The 15,878-nt window shown below is 44.4% G+C and carries 21 protein-coding genes; 12 read left to right on the top strand and 9 right to left on the bottom strand.

Annotated elements, in window-relative coordinates; translation table 11 throughout:
* Positions 1–106 precede the first annotated feature (106 nt).
* The 3 genes from SMUL_RS16815 to SMUL_RS13910 are packed head-to-tail and all read left to right on the top strand — an operon-like array spanning position 107 to position 2,562.
* On the top strand, positions 107–1,474 hold the full coding sequence (locus tag SMUL_RS16815) for a HAMP domain-containing protein (protein WP_158506031.1): 1,368 nt from the start codon (positions 107–109) through the stop codon (positions 1,472–1,474).
* Positions 1,475–2,224, top strand: coding sequence for a GGDEF domain-containing protein (locus tag SMUL_RS13915; protein WP_025345864.1), 750 nt, complete (start codon positions 1,475–1,477; stop codon positions 2,222–2,224). It begins immediately after the preceding gene.
* Complete coding sequence (locus SMUL_RS13910; RefSeq protein WP_025345863.1) at positions 2,221–2,562, top strand: arsenate reductase family protein; 342 nt, start codon at positions 2,221–2,223, stop codon at positions 2,560–2,562. Before SMUL_RS13915 ends, SMUL_RS13910 begins: the two co-directional genes overlap by 4 nt.
* On the opposite strand, the gene SMUL_RS13905 is transcribed toward SMUL_RS13910, so the two are convergent.
* The gene (locus SMUL_RS13905; protein ID WP_025345862.1) at positions 2,559–3,182 is read right to left on the bottom strand and encodes a LysE family transporter; all 624 of its coding nucleotides are present in this window, start codon (positions 3,180–3,182) and stop codon (positions 2,559–2,561) included. The two genes, SMUL_RS13910 and SMUL_RS13905, sit on opposite strands and share 4 nt — an antisense overlap.
* A 219-nt stretch (positions 3,183–3,401) precedes the next feature.
* Here SMUL_RS13905 and SMUL_RS13900 point away from each other — a divergent pair, with 219 nt between their 5' ends.
* From SMUL_RS13900 to SMUL_RS13875, 6 genes are read left to right on the top strand one after another with little or no spacing between them, the layout of a single operon-like run.
* Complete coding sequence (locus SMUL_RS13900; protein WP_025345861.1) at positions 3,402–3,716, top strand: hypothetical protein; 315 nt, start codon at positions 3,402–3,404, stop codon at positions 3,714–3,716.
* Positions 3,706–4,893, top strand: a complete 1,188-nt coding sequence (locus tag SMUL_RS13895) for an ABC transporter permease (RefSeq protein ID WP_025345860.1) — start codon at positions 3,706–3,708, stop codon at positions 4,891–4,893. The genes SMUL_RS13900 and SMUL_RS13895 overlap by 11 nt, the downstream gene beginning before the upstream one ends.
* The gene (locus SMUL_RS13890; protein WP_025345859.1) at positions 4,890–5,555 is read left to right on the top strand and encodes an ABC transporter ATP-binding protein; all 666 of its coding nucleotides are present in this window, start codon (positions 4,890–4,892) and stop codon (positions 5,553–5,555) included. Before SMUL_RS13895 ends, SMUL_RS13890 begins: the two co-directional genes overlap by 4 nt.
* Positions 5,552–6,514, top strand: a complete 963-nt coding sequence (locus tag SMUL_RS13885) for a hypothetical protein (RefSeq protein ID WP_025345858.1) — start codon at positions 5,552–5,554, stop codon at positions 6,512–6,514. The genes SMUL_RS13890 and SMUL_RS13885 overlap by 4 nt, the downstream gene beginning before the upstream one ends.
* On the top strand, positions 6,511–7,017 hold the full coding sequence (locus SMUL_RS13880; protein WP_025345857.1) for a hypothetical protein: 507 nt from the start codon (positions 6,511–6,513) through the stop codon (positions 7,015–7,017). The genes SMUL_RS13885 and SMUL_RS13880 overlap by 4 nt, the downstream gene beginning before the upstream one ends.
* A 1-nt stretch (position 7,018) precedes the next feature.
* A complete protein-coding gene (locus SMUL_RS13875; protein WP_025345856.1) occupies positions 7,019–7,834 on the top strand; it encodes a TIGR01777 family oxidoreductase in 816 nt (271 codons plus the stop codon).
* Here SMUL_RS13875 and SMUL_RS13870 read toward each other — a convergent pair.
* Complete coding sequence (locus tag SMUL_RS13870) at positions 7,831–8,457, bottom strand: LysE family translocator (RefSeq protein WP_025345855.1); 627 nt, start codon at positions 8,455–8,457, stop codon at positions 7,831–7,833. The two genes, SMUL_RS13875 and SMUL_RS13870, sit on opposite strands and share 4 nt — an antisense overlap.
* 168 nt (positions 8,458–8,625) lie before the next feature.
* Between SMUL_RS13870 and SMUL_RS13865 the strand changes: the two genes are divergently transcribed.
* The 3 genes from SMUL_RS13865 to SMUL_RS17715 are packed head-to-tail and all read left to right on the top strand — an operon-like array spanning position 8,626 to position 9,734.
* On the top strand, positions 8,626–9,072 hold the full coding sequence (locus SMUL_RS13865; protein ID WP_025345854.1) for a hypothetical protein: 447 nt from the start codon (positions 8,626–8,628) through the stop codon (positions 9,070–9,072).
* 24 nt (positions 9,073–9,096) lie between these two features.
* Positions 9,097–9,603, top strand: a complete 507-nt coding sequence (locus SMUL_RS13860) for a flavodoxin (protein WP_025345853.1) — start codon at positions 9,097–9,099, stop codon at positions 9,601–9,603.
* On the top strand, positions 9,600–9,734 hold the full coding sequence (locus SMUL_RS17715; RefSeq protein WP_274532260.1) for a hypothetical protein: 135 nt from the start codon (positions 9,600–9,602) through the stop codon (positions 9,732–9,734). The genes SMUL_RS13860 and SMUL_RS17715 overlap by 4 nt, the downstream gene beginning before the upstream one ends.
* A 31-nt stretch (positions 9,735–9,765) precedes the next feature.
* Here the strand turns inward: SMUL_RS17715 and SMUL_RS13855 are convergent, their stop codons facing one another.
* Genes SMUL_RS13855 through phnC form a run of 7 tightly spaced genes read right to left on the bottom strand, consistent with a single transcriptional unit; the run spans position 9,766 to position 15,870 of the window.
* A complete protein-coding gene (locus tag SMUL_RS13855) occupies positions 9,766–10,281 on the bottom strand; it encodes a DUF1007 family protein (protein ID WP_025345852.1) in 516 nt (171 codons plus the stop codon).
* 9 nt (positions 10,282–10,290) lie between these two features.
* The gene (locus SMUL_RS13850; protein ID WP_025345851.1) at positions 10,291–11,718 is read right to left on the bottom strand and encodes a nickel/cobalt transporter; all 1,428 of its coding nucleotides are present in this window, start codon (positions 11,716–11,718) and stop codon (positions 10,291–10,293) included.
* 3 nt (positions 11,719–11,721) lie between these two features.
* Positions 11,722–12,495, bottom strand: a complete 774-nt coding sequence (locus SMUL_RS13845; RefSeq protein ID WP_223809717.1) for a nickel/cobalt transporter — start codon at positions 12,493–12,495, stop codon at positions 11,722–11,724.
* A gap of 42 nt (positions 12,496–12,537) precedes the next feature.
* Positions 12,538–13,455, bottom strand: coding sequence for an HAD-IIA family hydrolase (locus SMUL_RS13840; RefSeq protein WP_025345849.1), 918 nt, complete (start codon positions 13,453–13,455; stop codon positions 12,538–12,540).
* Positions 13,455–14,270: a phosphonate ABC transporter, permease protein PhnE gene (gene phnE, locus SMUL_RS13835; RefSeq protein WP_025345848.1), complete on the bottom strand. Its 816-nt coding sequence runs from the start codon at positions 14,268–14,270 to the stop codon at positions 13,455–13,457. Before phnE (SMUL_RS13835) ends, SMUL_RS13840 begins: the two co-directional genes overlap by 1 nt.
* Positions 14,258–15,049, bottom strand: coding sequence for a phosphonate ABC transporter, permease protein PhnE (gene phnE / locus SMUL_RS13830; protein ID WP_025345847.1), 792 nt, complete (start codon positions 15,047–15,049; stop codon positions 14,258–14,260). Before phnE (SMUL_RS13830) ends, phnE (SMUL_RS13835) begins: the two co-directional genes overlap by 13 nt.
* Entirely contained in the window at positions 15,046–15,870 is an 825-nt protein-coding gene (phnC, locus tag SMUL_RS13825) for a phosphonate ABC transporter ATP-binding protein (RefSeq protein WP_025345846.1), read from the bottom strand. The genes phnE (SMUL_RS13830) and phnC overlap by 4 nt, the downstream gene beginning before the upstream one ends.
* Positions 15,871–15,878 lie beyond the last annotated feature (8 nt).

Here is a 15,878-nt window from a genome sequence, read left to right as displayed (position 1 = left end):
TATAGAGTAATGATGCTTACAGGTTGAAATTAACATCAAGATGTCATTCGTATTTGTGACAAAAAATGGTTATAATTCAAATCATCAGGAAAGAGAGGGCGTGACAATGAGTCTCAAAGTAAAACTTTTTATCTTTATGACTGCTTTGTTTATCCTCTTTTCGCTTACGGTTTGGTCATATTCTAAGCATGTGTTAGAGCAGATCAATGAAAAATGGGCAGAGCGTTTTATCAAAAAACAGATTCTTTTTGATAAAAATCGCACGCTTTTACCGCTTGTGCATGAGCTTGAGATTATCAAAGAGATGGCCAAAGAGCCCGCACTGCTTGCTATGGCACATCGTGATAAAGACCCGCTGTTACATACGAATGGCATCGCTGTTTTAGAGGCGTATCGTTTAAAATTTCAGAGCCAAAGCTATTTTGCAGCGTTTACCAAAAGTGAAAATTACTACTTCAATGATGCCAAGAACAGTTATGCTGGCAAACAGTTTCAGTACAAACTCTCCTCAAGCCAAAAAAATGACGCATGGTTTTACGATGTTTTGAGCGACAATCAAGCCTACCGCATCAATGTTGATACCGATGAATTTTTGGGTACGACGTACATTTGGATCAATTATGATTTAAAAGAAAACGGTGAACTCTTAGGCATTGTTGGAACAGGACTGGATTTTACCCGCTTTGTGAGAGAATCGGTGGGCATTGAGCAAGAGGGGGTGCGAAACTTTTTTATCAACCGCCACTTAGATGTTCAATTAGAGCGAGATACCCATCTGAAATACGATGAAAACCTCAAAACAAACGCTGGTGGGCATAAAAAAATTACGGAGTTTTTCACAAGGGCGGAAGATAAAGATGCCATTCGTGATGCGATACTGTATCTTCGTGCTCATCCTGATGACATTCGTACCTTTTGGGTTGAGTATGAAGGGTCGAAAAAACTCTTGGGGATGAGTTTTCTCCAAGAGGTTGAATGGTTCAATTTGACGCTTATTGATGAAAAAGAGCTGGAAATCGCCAAGGATTTTTCGATTTTCCCGATACTTTGTCTGCTCTTTTTAGTGATTTTAATCTTTGTCGCAGGGGCGTTGCATTTTTTAATCATCGCTCCTCTTGAAAAACTAAAATCCTCCATGCAACGGGTTGAAAAAGGTAACTATGAGGTGGATCTCGCCCCTTTAGGCAGTGCTGAAATTGAAGCGCTTTCCCAAGAGTTCATCAAAATGATCGCTTACATACGCACGAATAATGTAGCCCTCGAAGAAAAAATCCAAGAACGCACCAAAGGGTTGATGCAAAGTGAAGCCAAACTCAATACGATTTTAGACAGCGTTGATGCGTTTATTTACATTAAAGATGTCCAGTATCGTTATGCGTATGCCAACAAAAGAGCTTGCGAGCATTTGGGAATGAGCCCTGAGAAGATCATAGGGCAAAACGATGAGCTCTTTTTTAATGCCAAAACAACGTAGATGATTCGTAAAATAGACGAAGAGGTGATCCATTTTGGGCATAAGAGAACCTCTGAAGATACGTTTGTGCTTAAGGATCACGCCACAACGATCACGTGTATCTCGACAAAAATTCCTCTTTACAACGAAGAGGGAGTCATTTACGGTTTGTGTGGCATTTCGACGGATATTACAGAGCGCAAAAAGAGTGAAGAGCTGATCAAAGAGCTTGCGTACCATGACTCCTTGACGCATCTGCCCAATCGAAGGATGTTTCATGAAACGTTTGCTACGATGATAGCCCATGCCAAACGCATGCAAAAACATGGGGCATTGTTGGTGCTTGATCTTGATAATTTTAAACCGCTCAACGATACCTATGGTCACAATGCAGGTGATCTGTTGTTGATCGAAGTGGGAAAAAGGATTCGTGCCTGTGTCCGAGAGGTAGACTTAGTGGCACGTTTTGGTGGCGATGAGTTTTTGGTAGCCCTGCGTGATTTGGGGGAAGAGGAGAGTGTCGCCAAAGCAGAAGCACTGAAAGTTGCAGGTAAAATTCGTTTACATGTAAACGCTCCGTATGTACTTGTGCTCGATGTTGAAGAAGATTTGCGCGTCATTACGCATGAGTGTAGTGTAAGCATTGGTATTTCGCTTTTTAGCCAACATTCATCTAACAAAGAGCGTGTTTTTAGCGAAGCCGATAAGGCGATGTACCTTGCCAAACAAAAAGGGCGCAACCGCATTGAATTTTATGAGGAGTTAGAATGATTAAAGTCTACGGCATTACCACATGTGGCAGTGTGAAAAAAGCCATTTCGTTTTTTAAAGAGAAGGTCGTTCCTTACAGTTTTGTCGATCTTAAAACCACTGCAATCAGCGAAGCAAAACTGGAAGAGTGGCTATCCAAAAAACCTCTTTCCATCCTTTTTAACACCAAAGGCACAAAGTTTAAGACGTTGAACCTGACCAAAGAGATCAGCGATGAAGCGAAGAAAAGCTGGCTTTTAAGAGAGCAACTCCTCTTCAAACGCCCCATCGTCGAGTGCGAAGATGGAACGCTTTTGGTGGGATTTGATGAAGAGGTTTACGCCAAGACGTTCGCTTAAGCCCTTTTTGCGGTTGAGATAAAAAAGGCTGCTACGAGTAAAAAAGCGCCTGTTAGGCGGTTTTGAATCTGAATTGCGCGAATGGATTTGATGACGTTTTTAAGGCGTGAAGCAAGGGAGCTGTAGCCTGTCATCACGATGATGTCCACGCCAATGAGTGTGGAACAGATGATGACAAATTGCCCTAAAAGCGGCTCATTTGGGTTGAGGAATTGGGGGATAAACGCCACCAAAAAGACTGTTGCTTTGATGTTGGTGAGGTTAATGAGCGTGGCTTGAACAAACGCTTTGGACGCTGAAAATGCTTTGATATTGGCGGCATCACTTGGCAATTGAGGTTTTTCAATGAACTTCATCACCCCTAAAAAGATCAAATAAATCACACCAATCCACTTGATGATGTTAAACAGCAGAAGTGAGCTCATAATCAGTGAGCCAAGTCCAATGACGACCACAAAGGTTTGCACAAAAAGCCCCATTTGAAGCCCCATAATGGCGGCATAAGAGCGTTTGAGCCCGTATTTGAGTCCATAATTCATAGAAACCACCGCACCTGCTCCTGGGGAAACACTGATGAGAATGGATGCGACCAGCATCGTAAGCCAAATATCAAGTTGCATAAAACGTCCTTCGCTAAAGCATTTAAGATGCCGTATTGTAAGCCAAAATGGCTTATAACTCTATTTTTACACGGCGTTTAGGCAAAGCCCAAACACCTACGCTAGCCGCTATGGCACTAAAGCTTGCCTCTTGCGAGGTAGAGAGTTTTTCAGCTGTGTAAAACTCTATTGATAAAAGAGCGTTCGTGTGGTACAATCTTCGCGAATGTTACAGGAGAGATGATGTCAGCTCGAATCACGTTTTTTGCACTTTTTATGACGCTTTGTGTCACGATAATGGCACAACTGTTTTACTTCTCATCCACGCGTGCACTGACTCAAGAAAAGCTTACATGTAAAGAAGCATTGAGCGCATTGGTAGGGCTTCCCGATCTTGCACTTGTCGGTGAAGCACACTATGTTCGTCATCGAAGTCTCAGCGATGTTTTCTCTTATTTTAATGAATCGCCCGAACTGTTAGAGTATTTCCCTTCCACTTTTGTCTACCATTTCGCACCCAACACACAGCCTTCAAGGATAGAACGTGATTTTTAATATGAATTTTTTACTGCTGGATTACGCGATTCGCTCGTTGATGCGGCGTTTTAGCAAGAATTTTTTTATCTTTTTGATTTTAAGCCTGCTGATTTTTCTGCTCGCTTCAGTTTTGATGATCGCCGATGCGATCAAATTGGAGCTAAATTCGACGCTGAAAACCTTGCCACAGATCACCTTGCAACGTTTTATCGCTGGCAAACAGAGCGATGTGCCTATTACACGCGCAGAGGCACTTTTGGACATTGAAGGTATTAGTGCAGTGACACCACGTGTGTGGGGTTACTACTATTTTAAACCCGCAGGCGTGAATTTTTCGGTGGTGGGCATCGACGCGTATGAGGAACAGTATTCACCAACACTTACGCGTCTGACCCAACATTTCGATATGAAACTGCTCGCCAATAAAGAGAGCATGATCGTAGGCGAGGGGGTGAAAAAAATCTTAGCCGAGAACTACTACAGCGACTTTTTTAACTTTATTACGCCCGATGGTCAGTGGAAAAGAGTGCCGATCGCTGGGGTTTTTCATTCCGATCTTGCTTTGGAGTCAAACGATCTTATCATTCTTCCTAAAAAACTTGCCTATGCCATTTTTGGCATGGAGGAGAGCAAAGCGACTGACATTGTGGTGAAAGTGGCGAATGTCAAAGAGATTGCGACCATTGTGCAGAAAATCACGACGCGCTATCCTGATATGCGCGCCATTACGCAAGATGACATTAGGGTGAGTTACCAAAATATTTTTGATTATAAAAGTGGTTTTTTTCTCTCCCTTTTTAGTGTTTGTGCGTTTGCCTTTTTTATTATCATCTACGATAAAACCAGCGGGCTAAGCTCCGAAGAGAAGCGGGAAATCGGCATTTTAAAAGCGATTGGTTGGAGCAGTGATGACATTGTGAAAGAGAAGTTTTATGAGAGTTTCATTCTCTCGTTGGGCGCTTTTTTACTGAGCATCTCATGCGCGCTTTTTTACGTGTATGCACTGCAAGCACCGCTCTTGCGCAACCTTTTTATGGGCTATTCTGAGCTCAAACCCACCTTTGTGCTTCCGTTTAGTTTCAATCTTTCCATGGTCATTTTGCTCTTTTTACTCAGCGTGCCCATTTACATAGCCGCGACCTTGATTCCCTCATGGCGTGCTTCAAGTTTGGATGCGGATGAGGTGATGCGATGATACAACTTCATGATGTGTGTAAAAGCTTTATGCAAGGCGATGAGAGCGTGTTTGCGCTGCGCCAAATCTCTTTACATGTAAAGCGTGGCGAGTGTGTCGTGCTCAAAGGAAATAGCGGAAGTGGCAAGAGTACATTGCTCTCCTTAATCGCAGGGCTTGCGCAACCCAACAGTGGCGAAGTGAGTGTGGATGGCAGGGAAATTTCAAAATTGCCTGAACCCTTTAGCGCCAAGTTGCGTCGTCAAAAGATCGGGTTTATCTTTCAGAAATTTCATTTGATTCCGCATTTGACTGCTCTTGAAAATGTCATAACACCCCTGATTCCTGAAAATCTTGCGCTCTCTCTTTTGGATGAAAAAGCCAAAACATCGATGGAGCAGTGTGGCATCGCGCATAAAGCGCAGATGCGCGTGAACCGACTCTCAGGAGGCGAGCAACAACGCGTGGCGATTGCCCGTGCTTTGGTCAATAACCCTCTGCTCATTTTAGCCGATGAGCCAACCGCCAATCTCGATGAAAACCTCTCGCGTGAGCTGATAGCGCAGTTTGAAAGACTTAAACATCAAGGCATTACGCAACTGATCGCAACGCACGATCCGCTCTTTTTTGAGCTTGGGTTTGTCGATCGCATCATCGAGATCAAAAATGGTGAACTGGTATGAGCTTGACGCCTGAAATTATCGCGCTTTTAACGCTAGATGCCATCTTTTGCTTTTTTGGGCTCATCGCGTGGGTTGTGGCGTTTCGCATCGCATTTCACTGGAACGCCAAAGCAACGACACCCTTGCAATACACGCTCTCCAAACAGAGCTATTTGGGTGCCATCATCATCAAGTATATTTTTATGCTCAAACTGCCGCTGTTTGCCTTTTTTATCTACACGTGCGACAAACTCTCTTCCATCATCGCAGGAGCGATGTGTGCCGCAGGGGTGGTGAACTCGGTCGATTTTGGGCTTTACTTGACGCTGTTTAAACTGCTCAATCTCTACCTTTTTGGCTTTTGGTTGCTCTTGCATTATGCTGATGTCAATGATGAAAAACTTCCCTTTACACGACTCAAATTTGTTCTGTTTTTACTTTTTTCACTGCCTCTTTTTGCCGAAATCGCGCTTGAAGTCTCGTTTTTTTCCAGCCTCAATATCAGCAAAATCGTCAGCTGTTGCGGAACGCTCTTCTCCGCGGCAAGTGATTCGTACATGTCACTGCTTTTTGTGGTCGATGAGCGCATTTGGGTCGGGCTCTTTTACGGCTCTTTTGGCATCACACTCTTGGCGTATGGACTTAAAAACCGTCTGCTTTTGATTGTCTCCAACGCGCTTTTCCTCATTTTTGCGATCATCTCGTTGATCATCTTTTTTAGCACCTATGTGTACGAGCTTCCGACACATCGTTGCCCGTTTTGTCTGTTGCAAAAAGATTATTATTATGTCGGGTACGCGCTGTATGCTTTCTTGTTTGCAGGCACGTTTTTGGGGATGGGCGGAGGCGTGTTAGCGCTTCTTTCACAACGAACTCAGCCTCGATTTATGCGTGCTTCTTTGGCATTTAATACGCTCTATCTGCTCAGCATTTCTGCCTATCCTCTCGTCTATTTTCTACGCAATGGAGTCTGGTTATGAAGCAAAAAATAGCTGTTTTTATTCTCGTACTTTTTCCTCTTCTTGCGCTGGGTGGGCTCTTTTGGTTTTTACATGTAAAGCATCAACTCCCCACGCAAATGATCAATAAAGAGAGAGTTCCATTAGAATTTAAGGACAATACCGTGACCTGCGCGCTTTGCAACATGTACCTTGTGGGTAAAAAACATACAGCGCAGATCATCACGAATGATCTTAAAACGCACTTTTTTGATGACATTGGGTGTGCCATTTTGTGGCTTAAGGAGCAGAAAATTGACCCTGAAACCATTACCCTGTGGGTCTTTAGTACTGAAAGTAATCGCTACATTGATGCGCTCAAAGCGTCGTACACATTCACCGAAGAGACACCGATGCTCTATGGTTTTGCCGCCTACGAAAATCCAAAAGAGGGTATGATAGACTTTACGGAGATGCGTCTTCGCATGCTCAGAGGCGAAAATATGAGCGATCCAAAAATACGACAACGACTCAAAGGACACTAAGATGAAAGTAGCGATCAGTGGGGCAAGCGGTTTTGTGGCGAACGCGTTAAAACAGAAATTTCCTGATTTTGTGGTGATTGAACGCAATGATGATGTGGAGACAATCGCGCATAAACTGAGAGATGTCTATGCCGTTTTCAATCTTGCGGGTGCTCCCATTGTGGCAAAGTGGGATGAAGCGTATAAAAAAGTGTTGTGGGACAGTCGTATTGAGACGACCAAAAAGCTTGTAGCGGCGATTCATCAAAGCGACGTAGAGCATTTCATCTCAACCTCTGCTGTTGGGATTTACCCCAATAATGTGCCCTGCGATGAAGAGAGCTCCAAATTAAGTGAAGATTTTTTAGGACATCTCGCCCTTGCATGGGAGAGGGAAGCACAAAAATGCACGAAACGCACGACCATTTTACGCTTTGGCGTGGTTTTGGGCGAGGGTGGAGCATTGGAGAAGATGTTGCCTGCGTTTCGGATGTTTCTTGGTGGCATCATCGGCGATGGCAGGATGATCACCAGTTGGATCGACATTGACGATCTGGTCTCTATCTATGCGTTTGTGCTTGAGAAGCGTTTGGAAGGCATTTTTAACGCGACATCTCCACAACCGCTTACGAATTACCACTTTACCAAAATACTGGGCAAGGTGTTGCATCGCCCAACGTTTTTTCCGGTGCCATCCTTCATCATTAAAATGCTTTTTGGCGAGGGTTCGACCGTGTTGCTTGATAGTAAAGAGGCGTACCCTAAAGCGCTTTTAAACCAAGGGTTTGTTTTTGCGTATCCTGATTTGGAGAGTTCCCTTCGTAAAATTTTGGCTTAGCGTTTTTCCAAAAAAAGTCGGATGCCTAGAATAATCATCACAACGCCCGAGATGGCATCCAGACTTTGGCGCACACTTTTTTTCGTGATAAAACCATTGGCGGAGACAATCGTGTAGATCAAAAGCCCAAGCCAAATCGTCCCAATGATAAAGTGAATAAGCGCCAAAAAGAGAGATTGCGCAAGAGCAGAGTGATCGTGTGAGATAAATTGTGGCAGAAATGCCATGTAAAAAATGATCGCTTTTGGATTGAGAACATTCGATAAAAAGCCCTCATGAAGCGATGTCCAAAAGGAAAACGGTTTTTTCTCCACAGCTTTTTGGTACATTTTTTTGGCATTCCAAAAAGAGCGAAGCGAACTCAGACCAAGCCAGAGAAGATAAAGCGCACCGATCGTTTTTAAAAGCATAAACGCCGTAGCCGAATAGAGCAAAATCGCTGAAATGCCTACGGCTGAGAGCGTTGCATGCACAAATAATCCCAAACAAATTCCCAAACTTGAAACGAGCCCATCACGAGCACCACCACGCAGAGTGTTGCGAATGACGATCATCGTGTCCGCTCCGGGTGTCATCGTCAGCAGGGTAATCGCAATTAAAAATGTCCAAAGCTCCAACGGCATTTTCTTCCTTTTTACATGTAAAGATTTAAATCATTAAAATTCCCTGTTTTAGGGCTTTTAAATGAAATGATTCGCATTAATTTTAAAATATTACAGCAAGAGAACTAAAAAGATATTGACTTATGATTTGAAAACGGTTATCATTTCAAAAACAAAAAGAGGTGATCGATGTCCGAAGCGCATTCAACCCTAACCGAAATCAGCCAACGTTTTGACAGTGAAGATTTGGCACTGCTTGCCAAACATCCCGATCTTCATTTTACGATCAACAATTACGAGCTCTTTACGCACCACGTTTTCAGCCGTGTCAAACGTCAAAATCCTGATAAATCAGTGGTTCAAGAGGCCGTTCGCATTGTGGTTCAAAGCGAAGAGTGTGCTGAGGCGTTGCATCTGTACCCCACATGGAAAATGATCGAAGGACGCGTCGATGTCGAGGCGTGCGAAGAGATCAGTCGGGCGATAGATGTGCTTGAATCCCAAGAGTGCAAACACATTTATCTACTTTTTCCCAGAAGTGCGAATTTTAGAAAACATGTGCCTGTGCGCAGCCCCAAACTAGATGCACTTGGGCTTGAATATACGCTTAAATTAGTCCCTTATACCATCTATTAAATCTTACGAAGGAGAAATAAGTTTATGAAAACAGCGGTCTTTTATGGAAGTACGAATGGCAATACCGCCGATGCGGCTTCAAAAATCAAAAAACGTTTCAATGCGGATCTTTACGATGTAGGAAAACTAAACAGTGGCGATGAACTTGCCCAGTACGATATGTTAATTTTAGGCACGTCCACATGGTACGATGGCGATTTGCAAGACGATTGGGAGAGCTTTATGAGTCATCTTAAATCAGCCGATCTGAGTGGTAAAATCGTTGCTCTGTTTGGTATGGGTGATCAAGAAGGCTATGGCAGTGATTTTGTCAATGGCATGCGCTTTATTTACGATGCTGCGATCGAAAAAGGGGCAAAAGTGATCGGTTCATGGTCGATTGATGGGTATTCGTTTGAGAGTTCCAACTCGGTCATTGATGGTAAATTTATAGGTCTTGCACTCGATGAAGACAATCAAAGCGATCTCACCAAAAGTCGGATTGAGTCATGGTGCGCCCAGTTGGAAGACGAGTTGAAGGCAAGTGCATGAGTGCATGTGACATTGCTTACACTAAGCCAAATCCTGCGGCGAGTCCAAAGTCAAAAAATGTCGAAAAACCTGAGCAAAACAGTGCAAAAAATGCAAAAGAGCGCCTACTTTTTTGCAAATGCACCTGCTAAATGTTAGATGAGAAGGCACTTCGCCTTCTCATTATTCTTGAACCATCACTTTATACGCGTAGTAAAAATCTGCATCATACCCTTCAATTTTACACTTCATAGGCTCTTTACATGTAAGCCACTCTTTTTTTAAAATCAGCGCTACATACATCTCTGCATCGTAAAAACGAAGCTCGTATTTTTTAAATTTTGGCTTGGGAATCGCAAAGGTGTAGATGAGCTTTTTAGCGTCAAACGAAGCGCTAAATTCGCCTACCCGTTTAAGATCAAACTCATCTTTCCCATCGGACATATGGATAAAATAACTGTACGGCTCTAACGTTCTAAAGTGATCTTTCTCCATAAAAGCAACCTCGTCAGGGTCGAGTTTTTTGTTTTTGTTTTTATCGTAATCGTCCATCAACATCGCCGAACTCATCTCATCAAAACGCCACGTTAGGATGATTTTTTCAGGCAAAACGTCCACTTTTGTCTCGATAAAGACATGCGGATGCGCGGATGCAAATGTACCAAAACAACAGGCGTAAAAAAGTAGGCGAAAAAACACAAAAACTCCTTAGGCGATCAGTAGAATAAAGCCAAGGCTTAGCATAATCAAAAGGCTGATAGGCTCACTGTAGGTGAGAATTTTAGGGATTTTGGTTTGAAAACGGTTTTGGGTAAAGACCGAAGCGATGGCGGTGAGTGCGATGACACTGCTCATGCCCAAACTCATGCTAAGAGCCGCCATAAATCCTAAAAAATAGGCTCCCGTATTCAGCGCAAAAATAAAGATCGTGATGGTGCCAGGGCAGGGAATGATCCCAGCGCTTAAAACCACACCCCAGTCGGTACTTTGGGACTTTGGTGAGCAGGCAGAACAGTTACATGTAAACGGGTGCGCCGAAAAAGCGACGATTTTGGGTGTGCGTTGCAATGCTCTTATTTTCTGCCAACTCAAATACCCTGCAATGGCGATAATCATCAGCGCCGAAAGCTTGGTTGCATAGTAGGTGACATCGGTAAAAAAGGCGTTAAAAAAGAGATCAAAGAGGGCGTAAATGACCAGTGTGAGTATAAATGCCGCAAAGGTATGCACGATGCCAATGAGGGCGGCCATGCTGATCGCTTTGGTGTAGCGATGTTTGGATGCAAAGAGGTACGAGCTTACAAGCGCTTTGCCATGCCCAGGACCTGCGGCGTGAAGCAGTCCGTAGAGAAACGAAGTACCTAAAAAAAGTGCGTAGGCGACAAACGTGCCTTTTTCTTTGAGTGCGTTCATCGCCCCTTGGATGTTTTGTTGCAGATGCGCTAGACGTGATTGAAGCCACGAGAGTGAAGGCGGAAGCTCTTTGGGTTGCTCCACCGATGCAGGTGGTGTGGGTATCGCTTTGGCAGGAGGTGATGCAGGAGCATCACTTTGGATGAGCTCGCCATCGGTGATTTTGGTAAACGCGATGTGGTTAAAGAGGTTGAATTCCATCGCAAACGGTTTTGCGATCGTATGCGTCACGCTGTGAACTAAAAATTTAAAATATTCCTCTTTATCTTCGATGACAAAAGAGATCTCATCGCCCTTTGTGACTTCTTGATTGACCTCTGTGGTGAAGCGAAAATGGAGCGCACTGCCTTCTTGCCAAAACGCTCTTTGCAGCACTTTTATAGGGATTTTTATAACATGTGCTTGAGCATCTTTTGCACTCACATACTCGATACTGGTGAGGTAATTTTTCTTAGAAATGTAGTTTTCTAAGATGATCCTTATGCGCCCTAACTCATTGGGGTCAAGTTTTTTATTGTGGTTTTCATCGTAACGTTCTAAAAGTGAGTTAATGAAATCTTGGCTGAAACTCCATAGAAAGCTGATCGACGTGATCTTTGAAGGTGAGCCTTCCATCGTAATAGCTACCGTGGCAGAAGGCGTGTAAAGTGCGCACAATGCACAAGCACAGAGTTGATAGGGAAGGGTTAGAAGCATAAAAGCTAAAAGAAATTTTTTGCACATGATTTAAAAAGCCCTCGTAGACATGGGGTTGGCTAAAAACCAAACGCCTAAGGCAATGACACACAAAACACCCACAAGGCGCAAAACCCAGAACCAGCGCGGATGTTTAACGATAGGGCGTACTTTTTGAAAACGGTTCACCACTAGACCTGCGAGTGAGATGGTCAGTCCCATGCCCAGACTCATAAAAACAGCCGCGATGATGCCAATGCCAATGTGCCCCAACGTGATCGCAAAAAAACAGAGCGTGATAACGCCAGGACAGGGTACGACACCTGCTAAAAGAACCACGCCAAAACGGCTATTGTGTGGGCGAATGCTCTCCTTGGTGATCGTGCGTGAGCGCCACACATCAAAAAGGAGCCAACAGCCCATCAGGACGATGAGCCCGCCTGAGATTTGAAAAAGTGGAGGGTTGACTTGGCGAAAGAGTTTCATCGCGCTGATCTGGATGATATAGGTTGCGCTGAGTGTTACTAAAAGGGCTGAGAGCGCATGTACGATGGCAATGAAAAAGCCTATTTGAAAGACGTGCGAATGTTTGGTGGGATTGGCTAAAAGGTAGCCTGCAACGAGTGCTTTTCCATGTCCTGGTCCTATGGCATGCACGACACCGTACCCAAACGAGAGGACAAAAATAAGCAGCATCGGCAGTAGGTTTCCCTCATCAATGGCTCTAAAATGAGCAGAGAGTTCGGTATTGAAATAACGATTGGCTTCGGCAAAAGTTGTGGCAAGGGATGAAAGCATGATGGTCTCCAAAATAAGTACCGCCATTGTAGCTCACCATCATTGTGAAAAAGCTAAATGGCACTGTTTTTAATGAAAAAGTGTTTCGTAGTTTTTTAGGCGAAAATGGGGCACTATACCGCTTTGATCTATAAATGCTTGAACGTTTTGATTAGCAAAAAAACCGTAATCTTCGATAAGCATCGTTTGCACACCTGCCGCGCATCCACCTAAAATATCTGTGTGAAGCGTGTCGCCAACCATGAGAATGCGCTCTTTGGAAATGCCCCATTCTTGATGGGCTCTATGCAAAGCATGCTCAAAAATAGTGTTAAAAGGTTTGCCCACAAACGACATCTGTTCAAACAACGCATCATCGCTTAAGAGCGTGTAAAAACCAGGCTCTTTTGAGTAAACGCCTTCGCCTCTTGGCGCGGTGATGTCTGGATTGCCAATCCAGATAGGTTTTGCCTTTACATGTAAGCTTTCAATCCAGCGTTTTTGAAGCGTTTCGTTCCATGATGCAGTGCCTAAAAAGAGAAACGCATCGCTCTCCCAAAATGCCTCATCGGGAGCAAAGGTGTGAGAAAAGCTCTGCTCCAGTGCGTGTCCTTGCTGCGCAATAACACCCCATGAAGGCTTTATACTGGGATCAAATACCCGCCAAAGCACTTCACGACTGGTAATCACCTGCGACGCATCGAAGTGAAGCCCAATGCTGTGAAAAAAAGCGAGAAGATACGCTTTGGGCATGGAGGCAGAATTGGAGAGAATAAAAAAGGGCTTTTTGGCTTTATTCAAGGCCTCGATGAACTTTTTAGCCCCCTCAATTGCTCCTGTGCCAACGTTTAAAACCCCAAATGCATCGAGGAAAAAACCATCAACATGCTCAAACAGCGTTTCGACATGAGACAGCGTTGTGGCGTTTCTGGGAAACGAAGCAGAAGGAAGGCGATGACGAATGGATTCGTAGGCATCAAATGCCTTTTGGGTTTCCAACGCTTGCATCAAAGAATCGCTTGCCTGATTTTAGCTGAGAGGGCTTCGGAAAAGATGACGGTTGCAAAAATCAAAAGAACGATTAAAATCACTTGTGGCCATGCCAAAACACTCAAAGAAGCTTGCAATTCCAAGCCAATGCCTCCTGCTCCGACGAGCCCTAAAATCGTTGATTCGCGAATATTAATATCCCAACGAAAGAGCGAAATTCCGATGAAACTGGGCAAAATTTGCGGCACAATCGCATAATCAATAATCTGAAGCGTGCTCGCACCCGTTGCGCTTAGGGCTTCAACAGGCGTTTGATCGACCTCTTCGATGGCTTCATAAAGCAGTTTAGCGACAAACCCAATGGAGCGAAATGCGATGGCGATAATGCCTGCTAAAAGCCCCGGACCTAAAATGGCTACGAGTAAAAGCGCCCAAATTAACGAGTTAATGGAGCGTGAAGCGACGATAATAAACAGCGCAACGGGACGCACGAAAAGCGTGGAAGGCGTTGTGGTGCGTGCGGCTAAAAAAGCGATGGGGAATGCGAGGATGATGCCTATCAACGTTCCTATGGTTGCGATATTGAGCGTATCCCACAGCGGTTTGAGCAGTGTTGGAAGATAACTCCAGCGTGGCGGAAACATACGATCAAGCAGGTCATGCGCTTGGGTTGGCGCATCGTAAATAAAAACCCACATCGTATCGCGTGTCATTGCCTGCCAACACATCATGAAAAAACTAATGCAAAAAAGCCAAACAAACCACCACAACCACGCTTTTAAACGCATACGTTTTTGCCAGATGAGCTCTTCTTCTGATGTTAAATGAACCATTTTCGTAAGTACCCCGATACATATTCGCATAAAAAAACAATGGCAATAATTAGCAATAAAACCGCCGCCGCTGAGTCGTATTCATAGCGTTCAATCGCCGTATTGAGCGTTGCGCCAATGCCACCTGCTCCGACAATGCCAATCACAGCGGATTCTCTGAAATTAATATCCAAACGGTAAAGCCACAACCCAACCAGACGTGGCATGATTTGCGGCATAATAGCATAATGCAAGGTTTGCAACCATGAAGCTCCCGTCGCACGAATGGCTTCAAGTGGAGCTTTATGGATGCCTTCAATCTCTTCTGCCAGCAGTTTTGCCAAAAACCCTATGGTGGCAAACGTCAGTGTTAAAAAGCCTGCAAAGGTGCCAAATCCAAAGAGAGCAACCAAAAAAATAGCGACAATGACCTCTTGCATGGAGCGAGAGATGCTGATAAAAAAGCGGCACAGAGCGTAAATACTTTTTGTGCTGATGTTAGACGCTGCCCCAATTCCCACAGGAATGGAGAGTAAAATGCCCACAAAGGTCGAAGTCAGGCTCATCGTAAGGCTTTCAATCATGCCCGATTGAATGTCGCTCCAACGTGTGGTGAAATTGGGATGCAAAAAAGCATCGACAAAACGCCAACCCCGCTCAAACCCTTCTAATACACGACTCCAATGAAGATCAATACTTGCCGTTGCCACAATAAGATAGAGGATAAAACAGACCCAAAGAAGCCAACGCCACTTTGCTTGGGGAATAATATAATGCGGTCGATGCCATGACTGCATCATACGGCAAGCTCTAATTTAACCGTGATGCTCTCAGGGGTAAGCGTGGCGACTGGAGCCTCTTTTTCTTGGGGCGCTGTTTGCCACTCCTCTTTGCCATAGATTGTTGTTAACACCGCTTCATTGAGCTCACTTGGGTTTCCATCAAAGACGATTTTCCCTTCATTGATTCCGATGATGCGATCAACAAAGGTTTGCGCCAAAAGAACGTCGTGAATGTTGATGATAGCAGGTAACTGCTGCTCTTTGCAGATCTCTTTGATGAGGCGCATGATTTGTCGTGAAGTTTTAGGATCTAAGCTTGCGGTGGGTTCGTCAATCAGCAGTAAGGAAGGCTCTTGCGCAAGTGCTCGCGCAATGCCAACACGCTGTTTTTGCCCACCACTGAGTTCATCAGCACGTTTGTTTACATGATCCATCAGTCCAACACGTCCTAAATATCCGAACGCTTTTTTGATCTTCTCTTGCGGAAATTTACGAAAAAAAGAGCGCCAAAAAGGGACATAGCCCAGTGTTCCAGACAGAACGTTTTCCATGACGCTGAGGCGTTCGACCAAAGCGTATTCTTGAAAAATCATCCCGATACGACGGCGTTGTTCACGCAGTCTGGACGAAGAGAGGTGGGTTAGTTCAATGCTCTCAAGCGTGATAGAACCGCTTGTGGGTTCTATCAAACGGTTAATACACCGAATCAATGTGGATTTACCTGCACCGGAGGGTCCAATAAGCCCTACCATCTCTCCTTTTTGAACGTCAAAATTGACATCATCTAAGACAAGACGAGCGTCTTTGTATGACTTACTAAGATGCTGAATCGATAACATACCTTACC

Origin of the sequence: Sulfurospirillum multivorans DSM 12446, assembly GCF_000568815.1 — a bacterium.
Taxonomy (GTDB): Bacteria; Campylobacterota; Campylobacteria; order Campylobacterales; family Sulfurospirillaceae; genus Sulfurospirillum; species Sulfurospirillum multivorans.
Note: the sequence above shows the minus strand (reverse complement) of the source record. Positions and strands in the feature narration are given on the sequence as shown.

Bases quoted from the DNA above. Each gene is read 5' to 3' on its own strand.
- SMUL_RS16815 (WP_158506031.1), top strand. From the start codon at position 107: ATGAGTCTCAAAGTAAAACTTTTTATCTTTATGACTGCTTTGTTTATC.
- SMUL_RS13915 (WP_025345864.1), top strand. From the start codon at position 1,475: ATGATTCGTAAAATAGACGAAGAGGTGATCCATTTTGGGCATAAGAGA.
- SMUL_RS13910 (WP_025345863.1), top strand. From the start codon at position 2,221: ATGATTAAAGTCTACGGCATTACCACATGTGGCAGTGTGAAAAAAGCC.
- SMUL_RS13905 (WP_025345862.1), bottom strand. From the start codon at position 3,182: ATGCAACTTGATATTTGGCTTACGATGCTGGTCGCATCCATTCTCATC.
- SMUL_RS13900 (WP_025345861.1), top strand. From the start codon at position 3,402: ATGATGTCAGCTCGAATCACGTTTTTTGCACTTTTTATGACGCTTTGT.
- SMUL_RS13890 (WP_025345859.1), top strand. From the start codon at position 4,890: ATGATACAACTTCATGATGTGTGTAAAAGCTTTATGCAAGGCGATGAG.
- SMUL_RS13885 (WP_025345858.1), top strand. From the start codon at position 5,552: ATGAGCTTGACGCCTGAAATTATCGCGCTTTTAACGCTAGATGCCATC.
- SMUL_RS13880 (WP_025345857.1), top strand. From the start codon at position 6,511: ATGAAGCAAAAAATAGCTGTTTTTATTCTCGTACTTTTTCCTCTTCTT.
- SMUL_RS13875 (WP_025345856.1), top strand. From the start codon at position 7,019: ATGAAAGTAGCGATCAGTGGGGCAAGCGGTTTTGTGGCGAACGCGTTA.
- SMUL_RS13870 (WP_025345855.1), bottom strand. From the start codon at position 8,457: ATGCCGTTGGAGCTTTGGACATTTTTAATTGCGATTACCCTGCTGACG.
- SMUL_RS13865 (WP_025345854.1), top strand. From the start codon at position 8,626: ATGTCCGAAGCGCATTCAACCCTAACCGAAATCAGCCAACGTTTTGAC.
- SMUL_RS13860 (WP_025345853.1), top strand. From the start codon at position 9,097: ATGAAAACAGCGGTCTTTTATGGAAGTACGAATGGCAATACCGCCGAT.
- SMUL_RS17715 (WP_274532260.1), top strand. From the start codon at position 9,600: ATGAGTGCATGTGACATTGCTTACACTAAGCCAAATCCTGCGGCGAGT.
- SMUL_RS13850 (WP_025345851.1), bottom strand. From the start codon at position 11,718: ATGTGCAAAAAATTTCTTTTAGCTTTTATGCTTCTAACCCTTCCCTAT.
- SMUL_RS13845 (WP_223809717.1), bottom strand. From the start codon at position 12,495: ATGGCGGTACTTATTTTGGAGACCATCATGCTTTCATCCCTTGCCACA.
- SMUL_RS13840 (WP_025345849.1), bottom strand. From the start codon at position 13,455: ATGCAAGCGTTGGAAACCCAAAAGGCATTTGATGCCTACGAATCCATT.
- phnE (WP_025345848.1), bottom strand. From the start codon at position 14,270: ATGGTTCATTTAACATCAGAAGAAGAGCTCATCTGGCAAAAACGTATG.
- phnE (WP_025345847.1), bottom strand. From the start codon at position 15,049: ATGATGCAGTCATGGCATCGACCGCATTATATTATTCCCCAAGCAAAG.
- phnC (WP_025345846.1), bottom strand. From the start codon at position 15,870: ATGTTATCGATTCAGCATCTTAGTAAGTCATACAAAGACGCTCGTCTT.